General features: G+C 28.4%; 17 protein-coding genes. All 17 read left to right on the top strand.

Annotated features, from left to right (window positions below):
* The first annotated feature begins 8 nt into the window (after positions 1 to 8).
* The 17 genes from BM549_RS06580 to neuC all read left to right on the top strand — a co-directional run bounded on the left by BM549_RS06580 (position 9) and on the right by neuC (position 17,560).
* Positions 9 to 2,477, top strand: coding sequence for an exopolysaccharide transport family protein (locus BM549_RS06580; RefSeq protein ID WP_290469542.1), 2,469 nt, complete (start codon positions 9 to 11; stop codon positions 2,475 to 2,477).
* Positions 2,478 to 2,481: 4 nt separating this feature from the next.
* Positions 2,482 to 3,474 carry an SDR family oxidoreductase gene (locus BM549_RS06575; RefSeq protein ID WP_290469541.1) on the top strand — a complete coding sequence of 331 codons (993 nt, stop codon included), beginning with the start codon at positions 2,482 to 2,484 and terminating at the stop codon, positions 3,472 to 3,474.
* Positions 3,464 to 4,339 carry an ABC transporter permease gene (locus BM549_RS06570; protein ID WP_290469540.1) on the top strand — a complete coding sequence of 292 codons (876 nt, stop codon included), beginning with the start codon at positions 3,464 to 3,466 and terminating at the stop codon, positions 4,337 to 4,339. Before BM549_RS06575 ends, BM549_RS06570 begins: the two co-directional genes overlap by 11 nt.
* A 1-nt stretch (position 4,340) precedes the next feature.
* Positions 4,341 to 5,615: a polysaccharide ABC transporter ATP-binding protein gene (locus BM549_RS06565; protein ID WP_290469539.1), complete on the top strand. Its 1,275-nt coding sequence runs from the start codon at positions 4,341 to 4,343 to the stop codon at positions 5,613 to 5,615.
* Positions 5,612 to 6,334 carry a hypothetical protein gene (locus BM549_RS06560; protein WP_290469538.1) on the top strand — a complete coding sequence of 241 codons (723 nt, stop codon included), beginning with the start codon at positions 5,612 to 5,614 and terminating at the stop codon, positions 6,332 to 6,334. The genes BM549_RS06565 and BM549_RS06560 overlap by 4 nt, the downstream gene beginning before the upstream one ends.
* 11 nt (positions 6,335 to 6,345) lie before the next feature.
* Positions 6,346 to 7,254 carry a glycosyltransferase family 2 protein gene (locus tag BM549_RS06555; protein ID WP_290469537.1) on the top strand — a complete coding sequence of 303 codons (909 nt, stop codon included), beginning with the start codon at positions 6,346 to 6,348 and terminating at the stop codon, positions 7,252 to 7,254.
* 13 nt (positions 7,255 to 7,267) lie between these two features.
* A complete protein-coding gene (locus BM549_RS06550) occupies positions 7,268 to 8,290 on the top strand; it encodes a glycosyltransferase (RefSeq protein ID WP_290469536.1) in 1,023 nt (340 codons plus the stop codon).
* A 15-nt stretch (positions 8,291 to 8,305) separates the two neighbouring features.
* Positions 8,306 to 9,475 (top strand): glycosyltransferase, encoded by a 1,170-nt coding sequence (locus BM549_RS06545; RefSeq protein ID WP_290469535.1) that lies wholly within the window; start codon positions 8,306 to 8,308, stop codon positions 9,473 to 9,475.
* A gap of 5 nt (positions 9,476 to 9,480) precedes the next feature.
* Complete coding sequence (locus tag BM549_RS06540; protein WP_290469534.1) at positions 9,481 to 10,497, top strand: glycosyltransferase; 1,017 nt, start codon at positions 9,481 to 9,483, stop codon at positions 10,495 to 10,497.
* On the top strand, positions 10,497 to 11,423 hold the full coding sequence (locus tag BM549_RS06535) for a glycosyltransferase family 2 protein (protein WP_290469533.1): 927 nt from the start codon (positions 10,497 to 10,499) through the stop codon (positions 11,421 to 11,423). Before BM549_RS06540 ends, BM549_RS06535 begins: the two co-directional genes overlap by 1 nt.
* Positions 11,424 to 11,482: 59 nt before the next feature.
* On the top strand, positions 11,483 to 11,743 hold the full coding sequence (locus BM549_RS06530; protein ID WP_290469532.1) for a hypothetical protein: 261 nt from the start codon (positions 11,483 to 11,485) through the stop codon (positions 11,741 to 11,743).
* A gap of 167 nt (positions 11,744 to 11,910) precedes the next feature.
* Complete coding sequence (locus tag BM549_RS06525; protein ID WP_290469531.1) at positions 11,911 to 13,185, top strand: UDP-glycosyltransferase; 1,275 nt, start codon at positions 11,911 to 11,913, stop codon at positions 13,183 to 13,185.
* Between the two features lie 10 nt (positions 13,186 to 13,195).
* Positions 13,196 to 14,086, top strand: coding sequence for a glycosyltransferase family 2 protein (locus tag BM549_RS06520; protein ID WP_290469530.1), 891 nt, complete (start codon positions 13,196 to 13,198; stop codon positions 14,084 to 14,086).
* 14 nt (positions 14,087 to 14,100) lie between these two features.
* A complete protein-coding gene (locus tag BM549_RS06515; protein WP_290469529.1) occupies positions 14,101 to 14,754 on the top strand; it encodes a class I SAM-dependent methyltransferase in 654 nt (217 codons plus the stop codon).
* On the top strand, positions 14,755 to 15,753 hold the full coding sequence (locus tag BM549_RS06510) for an N-acetylneuraminate synthase family protein (protein WP_290469528.1): 999 nt from the start codon (positions 14,755 to 14,757) through the stop codon (positions 15,751 to 15,753). It abuts the gene before it with no gap.
* A gap of 8 nt (positions 15,754 to 15,761) precedes the next feature.
* The gene (locus BM549_RS06505) at positions 15,762 to 16,403 is read left to right on the top strand and encodes a methyltransferase (RefSeq protein ID WP_290469527.1); all 642 of its coding nucleotides are present in this window, start codon (positions 15,762 to 15,764) and stop codon (positions 16,401 to 16,403) included.
* A complete protein-coding gene (gene neuC / locus BM549_RS06500; protein WP_290469526.1) occupies positions 16,403 to 17,560 on the top strand; it encodes a UDP-N-acetylglucosamine 2-epimerase in 1,158 nt (385 codons plus the stop codon). Before BM549_RS06505 ends, neuC begins: the two co-directional genes overlap by 1 nt.

Genomic DNA, 17,560 nt, shown 5'->3' with positions numbered 1-17,560 from the left:
GATTATTTATGAATGATGAATTTGAACTTTTAGAATCACAAAATCAAGCACCGTTTGATATTAAAGCATTTTTAATAAGAGCTTTAAGTTATTGGATGTGGTTTGTATTATGTATAGGTTTGGGAGTTTTTATTGTTTATCAACAAAATATTAGAAAACAACAATCTTACAGGTTAAGCACACAAATTTCTGTTGAAGATGATAAAAACCCATTATTTACTTCTAATACAAGTTTAACCTTTAATTGGGGAGGCGTTTCTGGTAAAGTTAAAACAATAATGACAACTTTAAAGTCACGTTCTCACCATGAAAAAGTTGTAGATAGTTTAGCGTTTTATATTAATTATTTAAAACAATCTCGATTTAGAAAAGATGAGATATATAAAGCAGCTCCATTTAAAATTGATTTAACTCCAAATACATATCAAGTTTTAAATCATCCTATAAAAATTTCCTTTTTAGGAGAAGACAAAATTAAATTAGAAACTAATTTTGAGGCCACTACATTGGCAACACAAAATTTTGATACTAAAGAGAAAGATGAAATTGCCGTTACAAATGGTTTAAAAACATATGTTGAAAAGCTTAATACACCAATTAATCTTCCGTTTTTTAAAGGAATAGTAAGCCAAAGAGAAAAACGAACCTATAATGTAGGTGACGAATATTTTATACTTTTTAAAGATTTTGATGCTGTAGTAAGGAATTATAATAGTAAATTAAAAATAGATAATCCAACAAACTCATCGATTCTAAATTTGAGTATGACAGATTATAATACTTCTAAAATTGTAGATTATTTAAATAAATGTGTAGAGATTTTAAGAAAAGATCAACTAGATAAAAAAAATCTATTTGTTACTAATACAATTGCATTTATAGATAAACAATTAGCAAGAGAAAAAGCTAAATTAACATCTAGAGCTGATTCTTTAAACAATTATAGAGAGCAAAATAAAATATTTAATTTAGATGAAGAAAGCCTTCAAATAAATGAAAAACTATCACAATTTGAAATTGAGCGCGATAATATTAATAGAAAATTAGCTTACTATAAAAGTTTGCGCACCTATTTAGAAACTAGTAATAGTTTTACCGAGTTACCAGCGCCATCTATTGCTGGAATTGATGATGTTAATATTCTAAATAATATTTCTAAAATTAATGCGCTATCTGTTCAAAAATCTAAGTATGAAGCGAGCGTAAGAAGCGATGCTTCTATTTTTACAGATTTAAATAATCAAATTGATGGATTAAAGTCTGTATTGTTAGAAAATATAAGTTCAGCAACTGCAGGTTTACGTCGTGAGTTAAGTTTTATTGGAGGAAAAATAGCGCAAAGCACAAGTAAAATAAGAAAACTACCAAAAAACCAACAACAAATATTAACTATCCAGCGCCAATATGCACTAAGTGAGCAAACGTATAATTTATTTTTATCAAAACGTGGTGAGGCAGACATTATAAAATCGGCAAATGTTAGTGATATTCAAATAATAGATACAGCAAAAGATACCGGAGCTATACCAATAGACTTAAAGTTGAGTGCTCGTTATGTTTTTGCTTTTTTAGGTGGTTTTTTAATACCATTATTAGTTGCATTTCTAGTTACATTTTTTGATAATAAACTACATAACCCACAGAGCTTAGAAAAATTGTCTAAAATTCCATTACTAGGAGTTGTAGGAAAAAGTGGTACAAAAAATAATTTAGCAGTACACTTAAAACCAAAATCTACTGTAGCAGAGGCTTTTAGGTCTATAAGGTCTAGCTTGCAATATATGTACAAAAAGCAAGATTTAGAAGGGTCTAAAACGGTTATGTTAACTTCATCTGTAAGTGGAGAAGGAAAAACATTTTGTTCTATTAATATAGCTAGTGTTTTTGCTTTAAGTGGTAAAAAAGTAGTTTTAGTAGGATTAGATCTAAGAAAACCTAAAATTTTTGATGATTTTGAAATTAAAAATGATGTCGGAGCTGTTAATTACTTAATTGGCAAAAAAAATCTAGAAGACATTACACAACAAACTAAAATTGAAAACCTAGATTTAATTGTTTCTGGACCAGTTCCACCAAATCCATCAGAGTTATTAATGGGGGAAACTATGGATAAATTTATAGCAGAACTAAAAGCAAAGTACGATTATATTATTTTAGATACACCACCAATAGGGTTAGTATCTGATGCTTTAGAACTTGTAGAATATGTAGATGCCTCATTATATGTTGTACGTCAAGACTATACTAAAAAAGGTATGTTAAGTCTTATTAACGATAAGTATAAAAAAGGTGAAATTAGTAACTTAAGCTTTATTTATAATTTTTATAATCAAAAAGGGAAATACGGCTACGGTTATGGCTATGGTTATGGTTACGGTTATGGCTATGGATCGTATGGAAATGGTTATCATGAGGATGAGGTAGTAAAAACGAGTTGGTTAAAGCGACTAATGGTATTACTAAAAATAAAAAAATAAAACATTGAGTTATAAATATCATACAGAAGATTTATCAAAATTTCAGTTTTTAGTAACTGGAGGCGCAGGATTTATAGGGTCTCATATAGTTGCTTATTTATTAAAGCATAATGCAAAAAAAGTACGCGTTTTAGATAATTTGTCAACAGGTTTTAAAACTAATTTAGAAGCATTTTCAAAATCAACTAATTTTGAATTTATAGAGGGAGATATTAGAGATTTAAAAACTTGTAAAACTGCAATGCAAGATATAGATTATGTAAGTCATCAAGCAGCCCTAGGCTCTGTGCCAAGATCTATAGATGATCCTGCAACATCTAATGCTGTTAATGTTACGGGTTTTTTAAACATGTTAATTGCATTAAAAGAAAATACCACTGTAAGGCGAATGGTTTATGCGGCTTCAAGTTCAACATATGGCGATAGTACTATATTGCCTAAAGTGGAGTCTTCTATTGGTAGCCCATTATCGCCTTATGCAGTAACAAAGTATGTAAACGAGTTGTATGCAGATGTGTTTGGTAAAACTTATAATACAGACACTATTGGACTTCGCTATTTTAATGTTTTTGGACCTAAGCAAAATCCTAATGGTGCTTATGCAGCGGTAGTGCCTCTGTTTATGAAAGCTTTGATAGATAATGTACCAGCGACTATTAATGGAGACGGTTCTCAAACTAGAGACTTTACCTATGTTTCAAATGCAGTACAAGGTAATATTAAAAGTTTTTTCGCTTCTGCAGAAGCAAAAAATGAAGTATTTAATATTGCTTGTAATGATCGTATTAGTATTATTAAATTGTGGGAGACCTTAGGTGTTTTATCAAATAAGCCTACCGAAGTTAAGTTTGGGCCTAAGCGTTTAGGAGATGTAAAAGACTCTTTGGCAGATATAAGCAAAGCTGAACGGATTATAGGTTATAAACCTAAGTATGATACTGTTGAAGGTTTAAAAGAAACTTGGGATTATTTTAAAGACAATTTAAGTGAAAACTAGTGATACACAAGATTGGTTATATATAATTTCTGCAAAACGAAATTTAATAAATTTAAATTTTAAAGAAATTTGGCGTTATCGCGATTTACTTTTTCTGTTTGTAAAAAGAGATATCATCACTCAATACAAGCAAACTATATTAGGTCCTTTGTGGTATTTTATTCAGCCCTTATTTACCTCGGTAATCTTTACCTTAATTTTTAATAATTTAGCTTCCATCCCAACGGGAGTAGGAGTGCCTTCGTTTTTATTTAATTTAGCCGGTATTACCTCATGGAATTATTTTAGTGCCTGTTTAACAGGAACGAGTGATACTTTTAAAGCGAACCAAAATATTTTTGGAAAAGTGTATTTTCCAAGAGTTATCACACCATTATCTGTTGTGTTTTCTAAATTATTAAAATTCGGAATTCAGCTACTAGTATTTATAAGTTTCTATATTTATTTTGTTTTTTTTACAGATAAAGCAGCAAACGCAGTACCACAAACCGCATTATTGTTATTGCCTTTTCTTATTATTTTTATGGGTTTATTTGGTTTAGGTTTTGGAATGATTTTATCTTCTATGACCACGAAGTATAGAGATTTAACGTTTTTAGTAAGTTTTGGTGTACAGTTATTAATGTACGGTTCGGCTGTCATGTATCCATTATCCTATTTTAAATCGCAACTGCCAGAATACTCATGGTTAGTTGAATACAATCCTATGACCACTATTATAGAATTATTTAGATATATGACTTTAGGTGTTGGTGAATTTTCAATAGCAAGTTTTCTTTATGCAGCAATAATTAGTATTGTTGTTTTTCTAGTAGGACTAATTATTTTTAATAAAACTGAGAAAAGTTTTATAGATACGGTTTAATATGAACAATAAAGACATCATTTTAAAGGCAACCAACATTTCTAAACAATACCGTTTGGGACTCGTTGGTACTGGCACCATTAGCCATGATTTAAACCGTTGGTGGTCTAAAATTCGTGGTAAAGAAGATCCGTATTTAAAAGTTGGAGAAAGTAATGACCGTAGTACAAAAGGGTCTAGCGACTATGTTTGGGCACTACAAGACATTAATTTTGAAGTTAAGCGAGGTGAAGTATTAGGTATTATAGGTAAAAACGGTGCAGGAAAATCTACATTATTAAAAATACTATCTAAAGTTACAGGACCAACCACTGGTAATATAAAGACTAAAGGACGAATAGCTTCTTTACTAGAAGTTGGAACAGGATTTCATGGCGAAATGACTGGACGAGAAAACATCTATTTAAATGGCGCCATTTTAGGAATGACTAAAAAAGAAATAGCCTCTAAAATAGATGAGATTATAGACTTTTCTGGTTGCGAGCGCTATATCGATACTCCTGTAAAACGCTACAGTTCTGGTATGACTGTGCGTTTAGCCTTTGCAGTAGCAGCCTTTTTAGAACCAGAAATATTGGTTATTGATGAGGTGCTGGCAGTTGGTGATGCAGAATTCCAAAAAAAAGCGATTGGTAAAATGCAGGATATTAGTAGAGGTGAAGGTAGAACGGTGTTGTTTGTGAGTCATAATATGGCGGCTGTAAAGAGTTTGTGTACTAGTGCGTTGGTTTTAAAGAACGGAAAAACAGAATTTGAAGGTGATGTAGAAGAAGCTGTGAACTTTTATCTAGAAGGCTCTGAAAACAATTCAAATATTAGTGTTTTTCATGATAGAAAAGGAAATGGGAAATTGTTAATAAAAGAGGTTAAAGTAAATGGTAAGAATGAAGATGTAAAACCGCAAACAGGTTTACCATTTAAAATGACCTTTATTTTAGATAATAATGTTCAAGCAAAACTTATTGATGTTCAAATGGATTTGAGATTAGATGATAATCTTGGACAAAGAATAGCTTGGTTAAGTACTAGTTTAGTAGATTGTGATTCAGATGATGAAGTGGTTAATAAATTGGTTTTTAAAATCGATAAATTAAATCTTAATAAAGGAAAATATTATGTTACTACATATATAACAGTGAAAAATGAAATTTCAGATTGGATTCAAAATGCTTTTTCCTTTGAAGTAGAAGAAGGTGATTATTATGGTAATGGAGTATTAGTATCTACAAACCAAAGTAAAGCTTTATTTAATTTTAAAGTCTCAAATGAATTATGATTAATAAAATAAAAAAAATAATTAAAGAGAATAGGGAATTTCAGTATTCACAATTAAAATATCTTAAAGAGTTAGAGTGGGCTCAAATATATCATGATAGTATTAGAGGACAAGAAGGCATTAAAGACCTTTCTTTAAATATAGGTAGATGGGCAGGCAACTACACTTTTTTTTATATATTGAATAGGGTTTTAAAAGACTATAAACCACTAAATGTATTAGAATTGGGCTTAGGAGAATCATCAAAATTTATTTCGACTTATTTAGATTTTTATTTAACAAACTCTAATCATCTAATAATAGAACAAGATAAAAGTTGGTCTTCAGCATTTAAGTTACAGTTCTCTTTGTCAAAGAGGTCTAAAATTGAAATTTGTCCTATAGTCGAAAAAAATATTAATGAATTTCCAGTAAAAGTTTATGAAAATTTAGAGTCTAAAATTCAAAACAATTATGATTTGTATGTTGTAGATGGACCACATGGTAGTCCAAGATTTTCAAGATATGATATAGTCTCTATTGCTAAAAAAATGAGTCCAAATCATGAATTCATAATTATATTAGATGATTATCAACGACAAGGAGAAAAAGATACTTTTTATAAGTTGCAATCTGTCTTTAAAGAAAAAGGAATCATAATTTATCATGAAACATTTTTTGGTTTTAAGGAAGTTAAGATAATTACTACAGAAAAATATAAATATTGTTGTTCTATTTAATATAATTGACAATGCTATTTTCAATACTTATTGCAAACTATAATAATGGTCATTTTTTTACTGATTGTTATAATAGTATAATACAACAAAACTATAATAATTGGGAAGTAATTATAGTAGATGACGGTTCAAACGATAACTCTGTAGAAGTAATAAAGAAAACAATAGCTAATGATAGTCGTTTTAAGCTATTTGAAAATGATAAAAATAGAGGTTGTGGATATTCTAAAAATAAATGTTGTGAATATGCAAGCGGAAAAATATTAGGCTTCTTAGACCCGGATGATGCTATAAAGCCTAACGCATTAGAAATTATGGTAAATGCACATAGAACTTATAAAAAAGCTGCATTAATAACCTCTAATTATGAACTTGTAGATTTAAATCTAAATGTTATTAGCAAAGGAGTTAATGCTAGTAAAGTGCCAAAAGGAAAATCGTATCTAACTCATGGAAAAGGTGCTTTAACACATTTTGCGACTTTTAAAAGCCATGCATATAATAACACTCTAGGCATAGATGCTTTAATGAAACGAGCTGTAGATCAAGATTTATATTATAAGCTTGAGGAGCAAGGTGATCATATTTTTTTGGATGATTATTTATACCTCTATAGAATACATGAGAATAGTATTTCAGAGAATAAAAATATTTTTAAAGCAAGATATTGGCATTATTACGCAAAGAAAGCAGCTTATAAAAGAAGGAAATCTAATAATTATGAAATAGATAATTTTTCTAACGCTTTTTTTAAAGATTATGAATCTAATTATTTCCTAAATAGGTTTGAACATTCAAAAAATAATAAACATTTTAAAGTAAAACTTTATTTTTTATGTAAGGCAATTTATGCAGATCCACTACATAACCCCATTAGAAAAATTAAAAGCCTATTATTACTAATGATAGGAAGAATATAATTAAGTTTTTTAAATGAAACCTAAACAGCCACTTATTTCAGTAGTTTTACCTGTATATAATGTCGAAAGATATATTAAAGAGGCTTTAGATTCTGTATTAAAACAAACAATTCAGGATTTTGAAATATTGGTTATAGATGATTGTTCAACCGATGATACAATTAAAATTGTAGAGGCATATAACGAAGACAGAATTAAAATTGTTAGAAAAGAAGAAAATAAAGGGTTAATACATAGTTTAAACCTTGGTTTCGGTTTTGCTAGAGGAAAATATATTGCTAGAATGGATGGCGATGATATAAATAATCTAACAAGATTCGAAAAACAGCTTCAAGTTTTAGAAAACCAACCACAAATTATTGCTTGTGGTAGTTGGGTTCAATATTTTGGTAGTCATAATACAATTATTAAGCATCGCAAAAATCATGATGCAATTGTAGCTCAAATGTTAATTAAATGCCCAATGAGTTTAGGGTGTTGTATGTTACGAACAACTGCTGTTAAAAGTATTATGTTTAATAAAGATAAAATTCATGTTGAAGATTATGACTTTTGGTCTAGGATAGCATGGAGTGGAAAACTTTATAATATTCCTGAAATATTATACTATTACAGAAGCCATGAAAATCAAGTTTCTACGTTGTATAAAAAAATGCAACAACAAGGAGACATATTAATTCAATTATTTCTGTATAAAAAAATTAGATATGATGAAAGTAAATTTAATGATGTTATGTTATCTAAATTTATTCAAAGAAAAGGAAGTATAAGTATAAAAGAGTTGCAATTATTTATTAGTTGGCAAAAAAAAATATTAAGTTTAAATAATAAAAGTGAAGTTTTCAATTCAAAAGAATTAAAGAATATTTTACACACAACAAAAAGAGCAGTAATTTATAATATTTACTTTGTAAATGGTTTTAAAGGAATTAATAAAGAGTGGAGACTAAAAGCTTTGCTTAAATTACCAGTAGAAGATTTTTTTTATGTTACAAAGAAGAAGATTAAGGAGAGAATAAAAATACTATTTAATTGAAAATTATTATAATCGATGGAGTTTAAAAGAAAAAATATTTTATTAATACTGCAAGCAGGAACTTTAGGAGGAGCTGAAAGGCAAGCACTTGGTCTTGGAGAGTATTTAGTAAAATATAAAGATTGTAATGTTGATGTTTTATTTACTTCTTCTCCAAAACGAACTGAAGATTTTAATATTTTTTTTGCTAACACAGGAATAAGAAATATTCATTATTTTGGAGCGCCTTACATTATTTTAAGAAGAGAGTTTTCAATTAAAAACTTAAAACGTTTAAAATGGTCTATTCAATATTTATTAAAATTGAGAAAAGGTTTAAAAAATGAAAATTATGAAGTAATTATCCCTTTTTTAAATTTCCCATCTAAAATAGCATATTATTTATACAAATTATTACCAACAGTAAAATATACTTTTTGGCATCAATTAGGACTAGATATTTTGAAAATGGATGTTTTCGAGAATATTGCAGTAAACAATATGCCATGTATAATTGGTAATGCAGAAAATTGTTTTGACATTTTTAAAAATGAATATCAGTTAAATAAAAAGAAGTTCAATCTTTTGCCACAATATATAACTCTAAAAAAACAAAAACGAGATGCTTCCACAATTAAACAAAAGTTTAATATACCAAAAGGAGCAATTGTCTTTGGGATGATAGCACATTTTAAAAGCTTTAAATACCATGATTTGGTATTAAAAATTTTTATAAAGTTGTGTGAAACTCATGAGAATATTCACTTAATTTTACAAGGAAATAAAGAAAACGATGAAATATCTAGAGGTATCTACCATGATTTAGAGAAGCAAATATTAGACTCTAAAATGACAGATAAAGTTACCTTGTTAACTAACGAAGATGTTATTGATGTTTTAAATATTTTGGATGTTGGAATATTATTATCTTTAATAGAAGGTACACCAAATGTAGTAATGGAATATATGTTATTTGGTTTGCCAGTCATAAGTTCTAATCATCCAGGCTGTATAGGTTTACTAAATGATTCTCCGTACTTAGTTGATAATAAAGATGAAGAAATATATTTAGCAATGAAAACATTAGCTAATAATAAATTAGAAAGAATAAAAGAAGGTGAAATTAATTTAGAAAGAATAAAAAAGTATAATATTATTACATATGTCAAGAAGTTAGAGCTCATTTTAACAAATAGTTACAGTTAATTAATATGTTAGAGAAAGATTTAATATCAATAGTATTACCAGTATATAATGGGGAAAAATTTATTTCAGATTCTATTAAAAGTTGTTTAGCTCAAACTTATTCAAATATTGAGTTAATAATAGTAAATGATTGTTCAACAGATAAAACTTTAGAGATAATTCAAAGCTTTAAAAAAAAAGATAATAGAGTTAAATTAATTAATAACAAAACTAATTTAAAGTTACCTGCAAGTTTAAATGTAGGACACAAAGCGGCAAACGGATTATTTCTGAGTTGGACAAGTCATGATAATTTATATAAAGCTAATGCTATAGAAGAATTATTGAAAGCTATGAAAAATAATGATACCGATTTAGTATATAGCGATGTTGATATGATATATTCGGATGGTTTATTTAAAAGAGAGGTTTTATATAAAAGTAAAGAAAATATATTATTTGGGAATCAGATTGGGTCTTGTTTCCTCTACAGAAAAGAAGTTTTTGTCAGAAATCAAGGATATAATGAAAAGCTTTTTTTGGTAGAAGATTATGATTTTTGGTTAAGAGCTTCGCTTCATAGCAAATTTTATCAATTAAACAAAAAATTATATAGGTATAGATTACATGATAATAGTTTAACGAATAGTATATCCGTCAATGAAAATAAAAATAAACTTTTTGTAAAAAAAACTAAAAGAATGTTTGATGACTTTTCAAGGTCAATATTAGAGAAAGATTATTTAGTTATATCAACATTTCAAACTAATATATTAACACATCAAAAAATCAGTTTTGATTGGATAACTAATAATTTAAAAACTATAAATAGATTTATAGATAAAATTTCAGAATTTCAGAATTTCAAAAATAAAAAATTAGTAAAAAAAGTATTTTTAGAAAGTATTTTAAGTGTATATATGTATAACTCTGATAGGAAATTTAATTTTTTTAGATCTGTATTAATTGGAATAAATTTTTATAATGTTATAGATTTTAATATAGCTAAAACTTTAATTAAATATTCTTTTTTTAAAAAGTAATGAAGCCAACTATAACTATAATAATGGCAACTTATAATCGAGAACATTTTATTCTAGAGATGTTAAATAGTATAAGTGTACAAACATTTAAAGCTTGGGAGTGTTTAATTATTGATGATGGAGGAACAGATAATACAGAAGAAGTTATTTCAAATTTATTAAAAGAAGATAATAGGTTTAAATATATAAAAAGAACAAAAAAATATAAAAAAGGATTATGCGGTAGCCGCAATTGCGGATTAGATTTAGCTAAAGGTGATTATATTATTTTTTTTGATGATGATGATATGGTTCATTCTAATATTTTAGAAATAGCCCATAATGAAATTAAAAAAAATAAAGTTGAATTTTGTCACTACCAAAAACAATCTTTTTTTAAAGAAAAACCTAAATTTCAAAATACAAAAACTGAAATAATAGATTTGATTGATAAAACCAATTTAAAAGACATAGTAACAGGAAAAATAGGCTTAGCCTCATGCACAGTATTATGGAAGAAAGAATGTTTTAGTAAAATCCGCTTTAATGAAGATCTACATTATGCAGAGGAATGGGAGTGTTATATAAAAATTATTAGTAATGGCTTTAAGGGAATAATAATAAAGGATGTTTTATACTTTAATAGGAAGCATCAAAACTCCAATACTGGCGAATTTTATAATATTAATCCAATTCGAGTAGAATCTTACATTAATGCAATACTTTTAGTACTTGATAATTTAAAGGAAAAAAAACTTATTTCGAAAAGTATTATTCATTATTTCGTGCAAATTTCCGCGAATTATAAGGAGTATAATTTATTTAACAAAATTTGTGCTAAACTTAATTTTAGTAAATTTCAAAAATTAAAATGGACTGTATTTAAAAAAACACTTCCTCTACGTTTATATTTTTATCGAATATTTAAAAGGAGTAGCCAAAGATAAAAAATATGAAATTAAATATTATACTTTTAAAACTATTAAAATATTTACCATTTTCATTCTTGAAGATAGTAATTTTAAAAAACATTTTTGGTTATAAAATAGGTGAAAATGTTACAATTGGTAAAGCCTATATTAATTGTAAAAAGGTAATCATTGGTGACAATGTAAAAATAGCTAATGGAAATAATTCCAGAGTTATAAATAATCACTATTTCGATGTTTGGAATAACATAACTATTGGAAATGATTCATGGATTGCAGGAAAAAATTCTGAATTTTGGACGCATGGTTCAATACATAAAAAACAGGTAAGAATTTAGATATAGAAATTGGTGATAATAATTATATAGGTACATCTTGTAAGTTTGCACCAGGCGTAAAAAATGTTCAATAAATATAGTAGGATTAGGAAGTGTTGTAACTAATAGTTTTAAAACTAATAATAATATTATTGCAGGAAATCCTACGAAAATTGTAAAAAATAATATTGATTGGAGAGCCAATTGGTAAGTGTATGAATATTAAAAACAACATATTAGTTATAGCAGAATCTATAGATGTCAATGCAACAAGTGGTGCAAAAGCCAATGTAGCATTAATTAACGCTTTACTTTTATGTAATTATACTGTAACAGTATTACATTATACACGAAAAAATATTCTACTACCTCATATAAACTGTATTAATATTAAAGAAAATAAAAGTAGTCTATATTATTTTTTAAGTCGTGCACAGCGTGTATTTCAAAGGATTACAAAAATTAATATTTCTACAAACTTAGAGCGCATATTTGGTCATTCGTTTACCTTTTATAACGATTCTAAAAGCATTACAAAGACTATAAATAAACACTATAATAATCACGATTTAATAATAACTTTAAGTCAAGGCGCTAGTTTTAGGCCGCATCATGCCATGTTAAGTTTACCAAAACTATATAATAAGTGGTTGGCTTACGTGCATGATCCTTATCCGTTTCATTATTATCCTAAACCGTATAATTGGGTTGAGGCTGGATATAAACAAAAAGAGGAGTTTTTTAGGACAGTTTCAGAATCTGCCAAATACTCAGCGTTTCCAAGTCAACTGTTAAAAGAATGGATGGGACAATTTTTTCCTAAGTTCTTAGACACAGGGTTGATAATACCGCATCAGCAATTAAAAATAGATATTTTACAAGATTTAGGTGAGTTTAATTCACTTTTAGATGAAGATACATTCACTTTACTGCATGCAGGAAATTTAATGAAGCAACGACCACCACTTTCATTAATAAATGCCTATAAAAAATTTTTAAAAGCAAACCCAAAAGCGAAACAAGACTCTAGATTGTTGTTAATTGGTCCAGCAAGTTATCATAAAAAAACGCTCGAAAAAGAATCAAAATTATTACCGCAATTAAAATTACATTTAGAAAGTATCCCTTTTAAAATAGTTAATACATTACAGCATAACGTCTCGGTAAATATTATTTTAGAATCAAATTCAGAAATCAGTCCTTTTTTACCAGGTAAATTTCCACATTGTGTTTATGCTAATAAACCTATTTTAGCCATTAGTCCACAAAAAAGTGAGGTTAGAAGACTTTTAGGAAGTGGTTATTCTTTTATTACTGAGGTTAATAATACTAAAAAGATGGTTGAATTAATAGAAAAAATGTATTTAAATTGGAGTATAAACAAAGATGAGAGTTTAAACCGTAAAGATTTAGAATCTTATTTGAGTATTGAATATTTAAAATCAATAATTGAAAAGATATAGATTTTAATTCATGAAATTTTCCATACTAATCACTACAAAAAACAGACTAGAAGATTTAAAAATTACTTTAAATGAAATTGCTTATTTATTAGAACTTAAAGATGTAGAATGTATAATTTGTGATGACGGTTCTAACGATGGTACTTATACTTATATTGAGGACCGTTATAAAGGTATAACACTTTTAAAAAATGAAAAGAGTAAAGGCTTAATTTTTAGTAGAAACCGTTTGTTAAATTTAACCACAGCAGATTATGCTATAACTTTAGATGATGATGCTCATATTGTTACTAATAATCCCTTAGAAATTATTGAGAACTTTTTCTTGAACAATAGTCAATGTGCAGTAATAGCAGGTAGGATTTTTTGGGGAAAACAATTACCTAATAACCTTACAGATACCTCGGATAATACAAGAGTAAAAGGTTTTGTAGGTTGCGGTCATGTTTGGCGTATGGATGCGTGGCGAAGTATACCAAATTACCCAGATTGGTTTGTGTTTTATGGCGAAGAGGAGTTTGCAAGTTATCAATTGTTTAAAAATAAATGGGAAGTATGGTATGTCCCAGCGTTTTTTATCCATCATCGCGTTGATGTGAAGTCTAGAAAAATGAATCAAGATTATACCACTAGGTTAAGACGCTCTTTAAGGTCTGGCTGGTATTTGTATTTCATGTATTATCCCTTACTTTTAATACCAAAAAAATTTATATATACAATGTGGATGCAATTGAAATTAAAAGTGTTTAAAGGCGATTTTAAAGCTTTAAAAGCAATACTATTAGCTATTTTAGATTTGATAATACATATGCCTAAATGCTTTATTGGTAGTAGGTTAAAATTTAAAGAGCTAAATAATTACAAGAAATTGGATGAAACCAAGATATATTGGAAATCATAATAAACCTAAAATAGATGAAAAATCAAATTGAAATTTATAATAACAGATCTGTTTTTGGTATAACTATGTTAAATAAGTACTTTACTAAAGCACCAAATAATGTTGTAAGTGATATAGGAGCAGGTTATGGCAATATGAAACAGCATATTGAAGAAATTAATGGAATATGGCAACCTTTTGATTTTTATAAGAAAATGGATTATTCAATTTTATGGGATTTAAATAATCCAGCACCAGATAATATATCTAAGCCAGGAATAATTATCTTACTCGAAGTGCTAGAGCATTTGCCAAATCCATTATTAGCATTACAAAATATTAGTAATCATATAGAAAGTGATGGCTATTTAATTTTGTCAACACCAAATCCAAGAAGCAGTAAGAATATAATTAATTTAATTCTAAAAGGTTCGCTTTATGCATTTCAAGAAAAACATTTAAAAGAATATCACGTATTTACTCCATGGGAACATATTGTAAAAGATTTTTTAAAAACAGCTGGATTTGAAGTGTTAGAGTATGCAATTGTAGATACACAATATCAAAATAGGAAACCAGAAAATTATAAGGATTTTTTTAAAAAGAAAATAGAATGGTTCTTAGAGAAAAAAGATGAAAAATCAATAGGAATGAGCTATGGTTTAGTTGCAAAAAAAATAAAGAAATAAATGACATTCATTATAGCAGAAATAGCACAAGCACACGACGGTAGTTTAGGTATGGCGCATTCTTATATTGATGCTGTGGCTAAAACAGGAGTAAATGCCATAAAGTTTCAAACACATATTGCCGAAGCAGAAAGTAGTATTCATGAACCTTTTCGTGTTAAATTCTCTAAACAAGATAAAACGCGTTTAGAGTATTGGAAGCGTATGGAATTTACGCTAGAGCAATGGCAAGAACTAAAAGCGCATTGTGACGATGTTGGTTTAGAATTTATGAGTTCACCTTTTAGCAACGCAGCAGTAGATTTACTAGAAAAAGTAGGCGTAAAGCGCTATAAAGTCGGTTCTGGTGAGGTGAATAATTTTTTACTGCTAGAGAAAATAGCACAAACAGGAAAGCCGGTAATTATATCTTCTGGTATGAGTTCTTTTGAAGAGCTAGATGCTACTGTGAAATTCTTAGATAATAGAAATGTAGACTATTCCATTTTGCAATGCACAACATCTTATCCTACAAAACCTGAGCAATATGGTTTAAATGTTATCACAGAATTTAAGCAACGTTATCAAGTACCAATTGGTTTTTCAGACCATTCATCATCTATAGAAGCTAGTATTGCAGCAACAGCTTTAGGCGCAGAATTGTTAGAGTTTCATGTAGTATTTAATAAAGACATGTTTGGCCCAGACGCCAAATCGTCTTTAACAATGGAAGAAACTTCACAATTGGTTAAAGCGGTTAAAAATATTAATACAGCACAAAATAATCCAATAGATAAAAATAAAAACGAACAGTTCACTGAATTAAAGCATATTTTTGAAAAATCCCTTTCAGTAAATAAAGATTGTCCAGAAGGACACGTTATAACATTCCAAGATTTAGAAGCTAAAAAACCAAAAGGTTTAGGAATAGATGCTAGTGATTACGAAAGTGTTATTGGCAAAACACTAAAACAGCCATTACAACAATGGGGTTTTTTAAATAATAAAGATTTGAAATAATATATTTAATGAGTAGTATTAGCAAAATAGCCAAGCGAAAGTATATAGAATATTCAAAATACGAAGGCAGCCAACATATAGCCAAAGAGCATTCAATTTATCGTATTTTAGAGTGCATAAAAAACAACAAATGTGAATCTGTATTGGAAGTAGGTTTAGGAATAGGTACAATTTTTAGTGCCGTTTACGAGTTTAATCCTAATTTAAAATATGTAGGAACAGAGAATAACGATTTTTGCCTTAACAGTTTAAAAACAAACCTAAAAGACAGTTATAATCATTTAGAAATCCATGCTAATATAGAAGCCATACCGAAAACCGAAAAATTTGATGTCGTGATTATAGATGGCAAAGACGATACGCTAAATGTAGTAAAATACTATTTAAAAGAAGATTCTATAATTGTTATAGAAGGCGATAGGTCAGACCAAGAAGCAACTATGGTTAAAATGTTTCCAAACTGTATAAATGTCCATATTGTGACCTTGAAAAAGAATCCTGCAGATGGTTTTTTTGATGTAAAAGATTATCAAGGTGGCGTAAAGGTTATCTTTATAAAACCTAATACGAAACAATACCTATATTGGTTAAAACACAAAGTGCTAACCAATTTAAAATATAAAGTAAGAATACTAAAAAAGAAAGTTTAATGGCTAAAAGAAAAATTTGCGTAGTTGTAACAGCTAGACCTTCGTATAGTCGTATAAAAACAGCACTAACAGCAATAAAAAATCATCCAGAATTAGAGTTGCAATTGGTTATTGCTGGTTCTGCTTTATTAGGAAGATACGGCAATGCAGTAGATTTTATAGTAAACGATGGGTTTGAAATTGCCGAGAAAGTATTCATGGTTTTAGAAGGCGAAAACCCAACAGCAATGGCAAAAACCACTGGTTTAGGCGTTATGGAATTGTCTAACGTGTTTTATAAACTACAACCAGATGCGGTAGTCACTATTGCAGATCGTTTTGAAACCATTGCAACGTCTATTGCAGCTTCTTATCAAAACATACCATTAATTCATATTCAAGGTGGCGAAGTAACTGGTAATATTGATGAAAAAGTAAGACATGCCAATACTAAACTAGCAGATATTCATCTAGTAGCTTCGCAAGATGCCTACGATCGTGTCGTAAAAATGGGAGAACGACCAGAAACTGTTTTTAATACTGGTTGTCCGTCAATAGATTTGGCACAGCAAATTAAAAACAATCCAACATTAGATTTCGATCCGTTTGAAAAATATGGTGGTGTTGGTGAGCTTATTAATTGGAAAGATGGTTACATAGTTGTCATGCAACATCCAGTAACAACAGAATATCGGTCTGCAAGAGAAGACGTTACAAAAACATTAGAAGTGGTAAATGAATTAAATATACCAACCTTTTGGTTTTGGCCAAATGTAGATGCAGGATCAGATGGTACATCAAGTGGTATTAGAAGTTTTCGAGAAATAAATCAGCCAAAAAATATTCATTTTTTTAAGAATATGGAACCAAATGATTTTTTAAAATTATTAGTAAATAGTCAATGTTTAATTGGTAACTCTAGTGTAGGCATTAGAGAATGTTCTTATTTAGGTGTACCAGTTGTAAATATTGGAACACGACAAAACCGAAGAAAACGTGGCAATAATGTAACAGATGTTGCTTACAATAGAAATAAAATAAAAGCAGCCATTCAAGAACGTATTTCTAATACTAACATTACATCAGAATCTATTTATGGAGATGGAAATGCAGGTGAAAAAATAGCCAAAACATTGGCAAGTGTAACTTTAGAGTTTCATAAAACCATTACGTATTAA

Origin of the sequence: Lacinutrix sp. MedPE-SW (assembly GCF_001874145.1) — a bacterium.
GTDB lineage: Bacteria > Bacteroidota > Bacteroidia > Flavobacteriales > Flavobacteriaceae > Lacinutrix.
The sequence above is the reverse complement of the archived record's forward strand: the minus strand, read 5'-3'. Positions and strand labels throughout refer to the sequence as shown.